Origin of the sequence: Mesorhizobium sp. M0968 (assembly GCF_040319065.1) — a bacterium.
Taxonomy (GTDB): Bacteria; Pseudomonadota; Alphaproteobacteria; order Rhizobiales; family Rhizobiaceae; genus Mesorhizobium.
Window position 1 is genome coordinate 25,264 of record NZ_JAMYNL010000040.1, and the last position, 9,163, is coordinate 34,426.

The 9,163-nt window shown below is 58.8% G+C and carries 7 protein-coding genes and 2 pseudogenes; 1 reads left to right on the forward strand and 8 read right to left on the reverse strand.

The features are described 5' to 3' along the window. The first annotated feature begins 36 nt into the window (after positions 1-36). Positions 37-459 carry a RidA family protein gene (locus NKH67_RS31545; protein WP_352475035.1) on the forward strand — a complete coding sequence of 141 codons (423 nt, stop codon included), beginning with the start codon at positions 37-39 and terminating at the stop codon, positions 457-459. Between the two features lie 167 nt (positions 460-626). On the opposite strand, the pseudogene NKH67_RS31550 reads toward NKH67_RS31545, so the two are convergent. The 8 genes and pseudogenes from NKH67_RS31550 to NKH67_RS31585 form a co-directional block, all read right to left on the reverse strand. Continuing rightward, positions 627-1,481: pseudogene (locus NKH67_RS31550) on the reverse strand (aspartate/glutamate racemase family protein); the annotation flags it as partial. Positions 1,482-1,510: 29 nt separating this feature from the next. Further along, the gene (locus NKH67_RS31555; RefSeq protein ID WP_352475061.1) at positions 1,511-2,743 is read right to left on the reverse strand and encodes a MalY/PatB family protein; all 1,233 of its coding nucleotides are present in this window, start codon (positions 2,741-2,743) and stop codon (positions 1,511-1,513) included. 62 nt (positions 2,744-2,805) lie between these two features. Further along, positions 2,806-3,534 (reverse strand): amino acid ABC transporter ATP-binding protein, encoded by a 729-nt coding sequence (locus NKH67_RS31560; RefSeq protein ID WP_353032681.1) that lies wholly within the window; start codon positions 3,532-3,534, stop codon positions 2,806-2,808. A gap of 63 nt (positions 3,535-3,597) precedes the next feature. Then, entirely contained in the window at positions 3,598-4,737 is a 1,140-nt protein-coding gene (locus tag NKH67_RS31565) for an amino acid ABC transporter permease (RefSeq protein ID WP_352475063.1), read from the reverse strand. A gap of 3 nt (positions 4,738-4,740) precedes the next feature. Then, complete coding sequence (locus NKH67_RS31570) at positions 4,741-5,928, reverse strand: amino acid ABC transporter permease (RefSeq protein WP_352475064.1); 1,188 nt, start codon at positions 5,926-5,928, stop codon at positions 4,741-4,743. A gap of 70 nt (positions 5,929-5,998) precedes the next feature. After that, the gene (locus tag NKH67_RS31575) at positions 5,999-7,012 is read right to left on the reverse strand and encodes an amino acid ABC transporter substrate-binding protein (RefSeq protein WP_352475065.1); all 1,014 of its coding nucleotides are present in this window, start codon (positions 7,010-7,012) and stop codon (positions 5,999-6,001) included. Positions 7,013-7,208: 196 nt separating this feature from the next. Next, positions 7,209-8,171, reverse strand: a complete 963-nt coding sequence (locus NKH67_RS31580) for a LysR family transcriptional regulator (RefSeq protein ID WP_352475066.1) — start codon at positions 8,169-8,171, stop codon at positions 7,209-7,211. Between the two features lie 474 nt (positions 8,172-8,645). Next, a pseudogene (locus NKH67_RS31585) lies at positions 8,646-8,870 on the reverse strand (aldo/keto reductase); the annotation flags it as partial. Positions 8,871-9,163 lie beyond the last annotated feature (293 nt).

Genomic DNA, 9,163 nt, shown 5'->3' on the forward strand with positions numbered 1-9,163 from the left:
GTGCCCACCTCTTATCAAGGCAGAAAGGAACATGAGATGCCTACACGTGACGCCGTCTACCCGGCCAACCGGCACGCGTTATACGATATCCACCGCTATTCCGCAGCCATTCGGTCCGGCGATCTTCTCTTCGTGTCGGGTCAGGTCGGGAGCCGTGAGGACGGCTCGCCCGAGCCCGTATTCGCGGATCAGGTTCGACGGGCCTTCGCCAATCTGCGCGCGGTCTTGGCGGCCGCCGGGTGCAGCTTCGACGACGTCGTCGACGTCACAACGTTCCACACCAACCCGGACGAACAGATCGAGACAGTTCTGGCCGTCCGAGCGGAAGAAATCGGTGCACCTCCCTACCCGAACTGGACCGCAGTGGGCGTCAATTGGCTTGCGGGCTTCGATTTCGAGATCAAGGTCATCGCCCGCATCCCTTCGACGACGAGCAGCCAGCCGGCGGACAAGCGCTGATCGCTCGCCCTGCAGTTCTGTATTGGCTATTTGGGGCCGAAGGCAGCCTGTCAGCTTTTGGGTCCGGAGCGGAGATGCTGCGAGAACCGCGGTCGTGAACTGACCAAACAGATTAGGTTCGTTCGGTCAGCGTACCGCAAGGGAATCTCGCAGCCTATTGTGTATCTTGGCTTTCTAAAATTCGAGAGAGGTGCTGAAGGTCGAGACTCTTCATCTGTGATCGGGACCACGTGCTGCGGCTCGGGTAAGCGCCCGTCTGCACGTCGGATACGAGCTCGCGATAGGCGGCGATACGCTCTCGTTGCAGCCGCTCATATTCGGCGGCGAAATTGCGGTAGGTCTTGGCGTGGCGCGGCCTGTGGCCAGCGGTGTGGGCAGGCATGTCCTCGCTGAACAAATACTGCGCGTCGGCATTTGGGCCGGCGCTCATGCCGAGCATGATCATCTGTATTCCGGGTGATCAGTTCGGCGACCGGTCGGAGACCACCTCCAGCTCGGCGCCAAAGCAGCCTATGCCTCCACCTTCGCGTATGAGCTCCGAAATTCGTTCGGAGGCACCACTTTCAGATCTCTCCAACTCGAGGACCGGGATGTCGGAGGCAAGCACGCGCCGGAAGCGACGGGAGAACCCGTAACGGCGAATGTTGTCTTCAATCAGTCGCGCGGAACGCGACAGAGTGGTCACGACACAGAAGCTGTGAGCGACAAGGCTGATGGATGAAGCGAAGCCTTGCCTATACCGATGACGGGCTTGGTAGCGATGGCGCTTGCCGCGTCGACACCCGTATCGTCTAAGCAGGCAATGATATGGGCGTCGACATTGTCCATTTCCGCCGCGACCACCTGCTTGAGCAGGCCCGGTACGGAGAGTGCACCGTCAATGGCCCTTCGATCGCTTCAGGTCCAGCCGTTGGCATGCATGCCCACTATCTCGTCCCTGGGCCTGCCACCGCCATGGCGGCTGCGACGATCCCGCTGGTCATCGAAGCGGTCGTGTTGGGATTGATAATGGCAATTCGCATTCGGGGCATCCTGGCTTGATTCCGCTCAGTCACAAGGATGCCAGCGCGCTGGACATCCGCTCCAGCCCTCGGCGCAGCAGGGGACGCGGGCAGCCGACATTCAGGCGGATGAAACCTTCGCCGCCAGGCCCATAGACGCGGCCGTCATACAGATTGACCCCGGCCTGATCGACAAAGAACTTCTGAATTCCACCCACTCTACGATCGAGCGCGCACGCGTCCAACCAAACCAGAAACGATGCGTCGGGCCGCATGGGCGTAATGCCTGGAAGGTATTCGCCGGCGAAGTCACAAACCAGATCAATGTTGCTGGCGATGTAGGATGTGAGTTGATCGAGCCAGGGCGCGCCGGTGCTGTAGGCAACCTCCAGGGCCAGGCGGCCGAAAAAATTTGCATTTACCATGAATGAGGCCTGCATCGCGGCAAGAAGCTGCTCGCGGCGCTTTTTGCTCGCCACCGCAATGGTTGCCGAAGGCACCCCGGCGAGGTTGAAAGTCTTCGTCGGAGCGGTGCAGATGAACGACTTCTCCGCGGCATCGTCCGAGATGGAGGAGAAGACGATGTGCGGATGGTCCGACAACCTTATGTCGCAGTGAATGTCGTCGGATATGACCAAAATCCCATGGCGCTCACAAATGTCGTTCAGGGCTGTCAATTCTTCGAGTGTCCAGGCCATTCCGGCAGGATTGTGAGGATTGCACAGCAGGAACACCTTGGCGCCGCCTGCCGCCAGTTTCTCGAAGTCTTCCAGATCGAGTTCATACCTGTTGTTTTGCAGCCTCAGCCGGTTCGTGAGCAGAATCCGGCCATTTCCTTGAACCACTTCGAAATAGGGCGAGTACACGGGTGACTGAACGATGACGCCGTCACCAGGCTTCGTGAAGGTTCGCAGTATCGCAGCGACCGACGGCATGATCGCCGGCGCGGGGAGCAGGGTCTCCAGCATCGGCGACCAGTTGTGCCGGCGTGTGAACCACGATTGCACGATCTCATAGTGGCGCGGATCGCGGCGTGTGTAGCCGTAAATGCCATGGTCCGCGGCCTCGCGCAGCCGCGCGATGACGGTTTCCGGAGCACGGAAATCCATATCTGCTGTCCATAGGGAGAGCAGGTCCTGGCCTTGCACCTGAGGAGAGAACTCGTCCCACTGGTTGGCCCATTTGACGGATCCGAATTGCTGGCGATCGTGGATTTGGTCGAAATCAATTCTCGGAATATTTCGTTGCCCAACCGCCGACGCGGGCGTGTCTGCACAAGCCATGTGATAATCACCTGAAAAAATCTATTGCCACGGCCACGGCCGCTTTGCCTCTGCGGACTTCCCTATTTGAGGATTTGCGCCAGAAACTGCCGCGCTCGTTCCGACCGGGAGTTGGTGAAGAACTGATGGGGCGTGTTGATCTCGACGATCTCCCCGCGGTCCATGAACACCACACGATCGGCCACGTCCCGCGCGAAGCCCATTTCATGCGTCACGCACAGCATCGTCATGCCCTCGCTGGCGAGCGACACCATCGTGTCGAGCACCTCCTTGACCATCTCCGGATCGAGGGCAGAGGTTGGCTCGTCGAAGAGCATGATCTTCGGGTTCATGCAGAGAGCCCGGGCAATTGCAGCACGTTGCTGCTGGCCACCCGACAGCTGACCCGGGTAGCTGTCCGCCTTTTCCGCAATTCTGACGCGCTCCAGATAATGGCGCGCCAATTCCTCGGCCGCCATCCGCGGCATGTTTCTCACCCACACCGGCGCAAGGGTGCAATTCTCAAGCACCGTAAGATGGGGAAACAGATTGAAGTGCTGGAAAACCATGCCGACGTTGCTGCGAACTTCGTCGCTCTTGCGCAGATCCCCGGTCACCGCTTTGCCGTCGACGATGATCTCGCCCGACTGATGCTTCTCGAGATGGTTGATGCACCGGATCATCGTCGATTTGCCCGACCCCGAGGGGCCGCAGATCACAATGCGCTGCCCCTGTGGCACCGCCAGGTTGATGTTCCTGAGCGCATGGTATGAACCGAACCATTTGTTGACGTCACGCAGTTCAATGGCCATCGCCTTGTTGAAGGGCTGTCCCTTGGTCGATGCGTACATTGCTTGTGGCATCATCGTCGCGTCCTAAGATTTGTGGCCGCGCGCCAATTGGCGCTCCATCGATTGCGAGTAACGGGACATGCCGAAGCAAAAGCCCCAGTAGACCAGTCCCGCAAAGAGGTAGCCGGTTGATGAGATCGTCGGGCCTGCCCAGTTCGGATCGATGCGCGCCGTTTCGATGGCTTTCAGGAAATCCGCGATGCCGACGATGGCGACCAGAGTCGTGTCTTTGAACAGACCGATGAAGGTGGAGACGATGCTCGGTATGACGATCGTCAACGCCTGGGGGAGGATGATCAGGCGCATTATGTCGAAGTAGGTGATCCCAAGCGCCTTCGCCGCCTCGTATTGGCCCTTCGGGATCGCCTGAAGGCCGGCCCTCACAACTTCGGCCATATAGGCGGACGAGAACAGCGCTATCGCCATAAGCGGGCGCAGGAGACGATCAGGCGTCAGATAGTCCGGGACGAAGAGCGGCATCATGAAGTTCGCCATGAACAATACCGTGATAAACGGCACCCCCCGGACGACTTCGATGAATGTGACGCAAACCGCCTTGACGAAAGGGAGTTCGGACCTGCGTCCAAGCGCCAGGATAACCCCGATCGGAAGCGAGAAGACGATGCCCACAATCGACATCAGCAGCGTAATCAGGAGACCGCCCCAGAGCGTCGTATCGATGACAGACAAATGGAGCCAGGCGACCCCGCGCACGAGAACGAACGCGGCAACGGGGTACACAAGGAAGAATAGCAACGCCGCCACTTTGCGCCGCGGAGCCTTCGTCCACAGGAGCCAAACAATGAGGATGGCCCCGATAGCCTGTGCGAGATCAACGCGCCACCGCTCGGAAGCCGGGTACGCGCCGTATCGCAGGTAATCGAACTTCTCGGCAATGAATGGCCAGCAAGCTCCTTGGCTGTTCGTGCGGCAAGCCTCGCGGCCGCCGCTCCAGACCGCGTCGAAGATCGCAAAGCTCAGAAAGTGACGCAGCAGCCACACGGCGAAGAGGAGAAAGCATATTGTCAGCGCGCCTGAAGACGGCGTCGAAAACAGATTCTTTTTCATCCAGGTCACTGGACCCGGCCAAACGTCAGCGGGGGGCGCCATCGCTGGTATGAGCGCGCTGCTGACAATTGGCGAATGCATGGACTGATCGCTCATGCGTCACCTCTCCACGATCGCAAAATGTCGGTTACACGCGTTCATGGCCAACGACGTGGCAAGGGAGATAACGAGATAGACGGACAAGGTGATCGCCATGACCTGGACGGCGGCGCCGGTCTGGTTGAGTACCGTCCCGGCAAAGATCTGAACGAGGTCGGGATAGCCGATGAACACCGCAAGCGACGAGTTCTTGATTAGATTGAGATACTGGCTTGTCAAAGGCGGGATGATAATACGCAGCGCCTGCGGAACAACGACAAGGCGAAGCGTCTTGCCCGGCGCCAGCCCCAGCGCATACGCAGCCTCGCTCTGGCCCTTTGGCACTGCCTGGATGCCACTCCGGACAATCTCGGCGATGTAGGATCCGGTGTAGACCGACAGACCGATCAGGAGAGCGGCAAACTCTGGATAGAGTTGATGTCCGCCTTGAAAGTTGAAACCCCGCAGCTGCGGCGCGACAAACGAGACCGGCTCGCCAGCCGCCAGGAACACGATCAGCGGAAATCCTATCAAGGTCGCCAGGCTGACCAAAAATACCGGCAGCTGCTTGCCAGTTCGTTTCTGGACACTCTTGGCGCGGAACCAGAATGCAATGGAGCAGAAAACGGCCGCTACCAATGCCAGGCCCACAAGCCCCGCCCCCGGATGCCACTGGATCTCCGGAATGATGAGGCCGCGATTGTTGAGGTAGATGCCGCCCGGGATGGCGATGGACGCCTTCGGGGAAGGCAACGGCTTGAGGACGGCGTTGTACCAGAACAGCAGCTGCAGCAATAACGGGACATTGCGCACAAGCTCGACATAGGCGGTCGCCACCTTCCAAACGATCCAGTTCGGCGAGAGGCGGGCAACGCCGATGACGAAGCCAAGCAAGGTGGCCAGCAAGATTGCGAGGAAGCTGACGTAGAGGGTATTGACCACTCCCACCCAGAACGCCTGACCGTAGGTGGATAGTGCATCGTACGGTATCAGGGTTTGATTGATGTCGAAGCCGGCAGCCTCACCCCAAAAATCGAATGAGAGCGGAATCCCCCGGACCCGCATATTCGATGCGGTCTGCATGCCGATGCCCAGGGCCAAAGCCAACAGGCAACCTGCGAGCAAGAGCTGGTAGAAAACGCCGCGCACTTTCGTATCGTGCAGCGATAGGCTCCTGCGCGAGGGTGCTGGAAGCGACAAATCGGACATGGCGTGTTCCTATCGGGATCTGTGCAAGGCGCTGGCGGTAACGCGCCAGCGCCTTGCAACCATGCTTTGCCTAGCGAATCGGCGGAGCGTACTGAACGCCGCCTTTGTTCCAGAGCGCGTTCATGCCGCGCTCCATTTTCAGTGGGGAGTCCTTGCCGACATTCCGATCAAACACTTCGCCGTAGTTACCGACCTGTTTGATCACCTCGACCGGCCAGTCGTCGCCGAGCCCGATGTCCTTGCCGATGCTGCCTTCCACGCCAAGCAGACGGCGGATGCTGGGATTGTCCGACGACTTCATCGCATCAACGTTTTTGGAGGTGACCCCGTATTCTTCGGAGGCCACCATGACGTAAAGCGTCCACTTCGCCACATTGAACCACTGGTCGTCTCCCTGCCGCACTGCCGGGCCAAGCGGCTCCTTGGAGATCAGTTCGGGAAGAACGATGCTGTCGTCCGGCTTGGCCATGCGAAGCCGCGATGCGTTCAAGGTAGAGGTGTCCGCCGACAGGACGTCGCAACGCCCCTCCTCGTAAGCCTTCACGACAGCTTCCTCGTCGGCGAAACCAACCGTGGTGTACTTGATCGACTGCGAGCGAAAATAGTCGGCAAGGTTCAACTCGGTCGTGGTGCCTTGGGTGACGCAAATCGATGCGCCCTCGAGCCCCTTGGCTGATGTGATGTTGTCCGCCTTGCGCACCATAAATCCCTGACCGTCATAGAAGTACGTCCCCGCAAAAAGTATGCCGAGAGACGTATCGCGCGACGATGTCCATGTTGCGTTGTGTGCAAGAATGTCGATCTCCCCCGACTGCAAGGCGGTGAAGCGATCTTTTGGCGTCAATGGGATGAACTTAACCTTTTGCGCATCCCCGAGCACGGCAGCGGCCACGGCGCGACAATAGTCGACCACAAATCCGGTCCATTTACCTTCATTATCGGGAAGGCTGAAGCCAGCCGTGGCCGAATTTGTGCCACACGTCAGCAGGCCATTTTTCTTGACATTGTCGAGGGTTGCGGACGACGCCGAGGAGGCGGTGCACGCGATAGCGAGGGCAAGTAGGCCCTTAAACGTCGATCTCATTTCGGTATTCCCCTGTTTTTGTTGAAGGGAATGTGGCCTCAAGTATGACTATTCGTCAAATTGACTGTTCTCATTGCGAATATGAGCGCCATTCATAATTGAGGAGGCGCTCGCTCTCGGGTGAACGGGAGCTTGAGTGCTGATCGGGCTAGTTTGCTTGGGGCGGGCTAATCGAATGAGCGACGGCGCGCGCGACCTATGGTGCAGCCAACCCCGGTGCTCCGACGGTTGACCCTTGGTCTCTCTCGGTCCGCGACTCGTTGTAGATGCTCATGATTATTTCCCGGAGCCATTTGGTACCCGGGTCATTCGCCATCTGGCGGTGAACAATGAGCCAGGCATTCACATTCGATATGGCAAGGGGCGGCGGGACCAACGTCACCTCACTCCTCTCGTCCAGAATTTGCAGGATGGCATCGCCGCAATGGGTAATCAGTTCAGTGCCGCGAAGCGCCCAGGGCAGCACCAGATAATTCGAGATGGTCGCAACGACATTGCGCCGGAGACCATGCTGCTTGAGGGCGGCATCCGCGAGGCCTTCTGCCAGACCATCTGCGGAAATCTGCAGGTGAGAACTGGCCAAATATGTTTCCAGTGTCATTGCGTTCCTGGCGATCTTGCTTCCACTCCACACCGCGCAAAACAATTGATCCTGGCCAAGCTCCACCTTCAAGAGACCTGGGTCATCGCGTATTGCCGCTCCCGTCAGCGCACAGTCGACTTGTCTCAAATAGACCGATGAACCGATTTCGGGTCCGTTTGCGGGAATGACGTTCAGCGTCGCGCCAGGCGCTTGCCTCGAAAATTCCCGTATGAGCCCTGGGATGAATATCATGGCGTGATAGTCAGTGAGTCCCACGCGAAAGTTGCGTCGCGTCGTTGCTGGATTGAAGATCTGATGCCGGTCGATCGATGCGCGGATAATCGCCAGCGCGGCAGAAATATCCGACAGCAGCTCAACCGCCCGAGGCGTTGGCCGCATCTCGCCTCCATCTCTCGTGAACAATTCGTCCTGCAATAAATACCGAAGTTTTGATAGGGAATGACTTACAGCTGATTGTGTTCTTCCCAATTCGGCAGCTGCGCGCGTTACGCTCCTTTCACGCATCATCACGTCGAACACTCTCAGCAAATTGAGATCGATATCATCGAAACTCATGAGACCTCCCCCGTTTTCGTAATGCCTCGCCTGCATGCTAACATCGCTTCCAACGCGCGAACGATGCCATGGCGAACAAATGCGACGCTTCGACCTGCGGGGTCAACGTTCCCTATTGGCAAATCAATACGTTACCGGAGGGTTCGCCAACCCATTTCCTTCGCATTCTCTCGTATGGTCTGGCGAACCTAATGATCAGGGACGTCTACGACTCGCTGCCCCTTAGGCTGAGGCCAGACTGACCTGTTGGCGCTTCGGCTGCCGTGCCGAAACCAGGGTGGCGAACTGGTCCACCGCCTGCCCGGCCCGTGCCAGAACCTGCGGGTCCGTGAGCTTCCCGTCGGAAAAAGTCGCTGTCACTGCCATAGACGGCGCTTGGCACCGTCAGTGCCAAGTAAAAGCCGAACAGGGGGCGAAGCTGATGCTCGATCACCAGAGCGTGGCGTTGACCGCCGCCTGTTGCGCCGATCAGGGGCGCGGCAGGCTGTTCTCGACCGTCTGGATCACCCATTTGCGCGAATGGCCGCCGAGATTAGGCCCCTTGTCGTGCGAGTTGACGAACTTGGTCGCCACGACCCAATGATCGCGCGTCGCCTTGATGCAGCGACCGACGACTTCCTCGGACTTGCCGTTGTGGTAAACTTCGGCGGTGTCAATGAAGTTGATGCCTTGCTCGCGCGCCTTGCCGATAATGCGATATGGCTCCTATGTCATGGGAGTGAACGGCTTCCGGCGTCCGCCCCCAAAGCAGCTGCTTGCGGCGGTGACCGAGGCGCCGGTTACCGCATCGTGTCGTCGGTAATAAAGCGACGTTGCGCTCTCTGCTTTCACATCCGGGTATGCCGAAAAGTCCGGCGGTCAAAAGTCGACCAGCGGCGTGTCCACGATCTGGTGCTCGAATAGCAACGTACCCATCCGGTGAAGACCGCAGACGTGCGCATCCGGCAGCCAGGAGAACCTGAGCACCGGAGTGCTGGGGTCAAGCTTTCGAT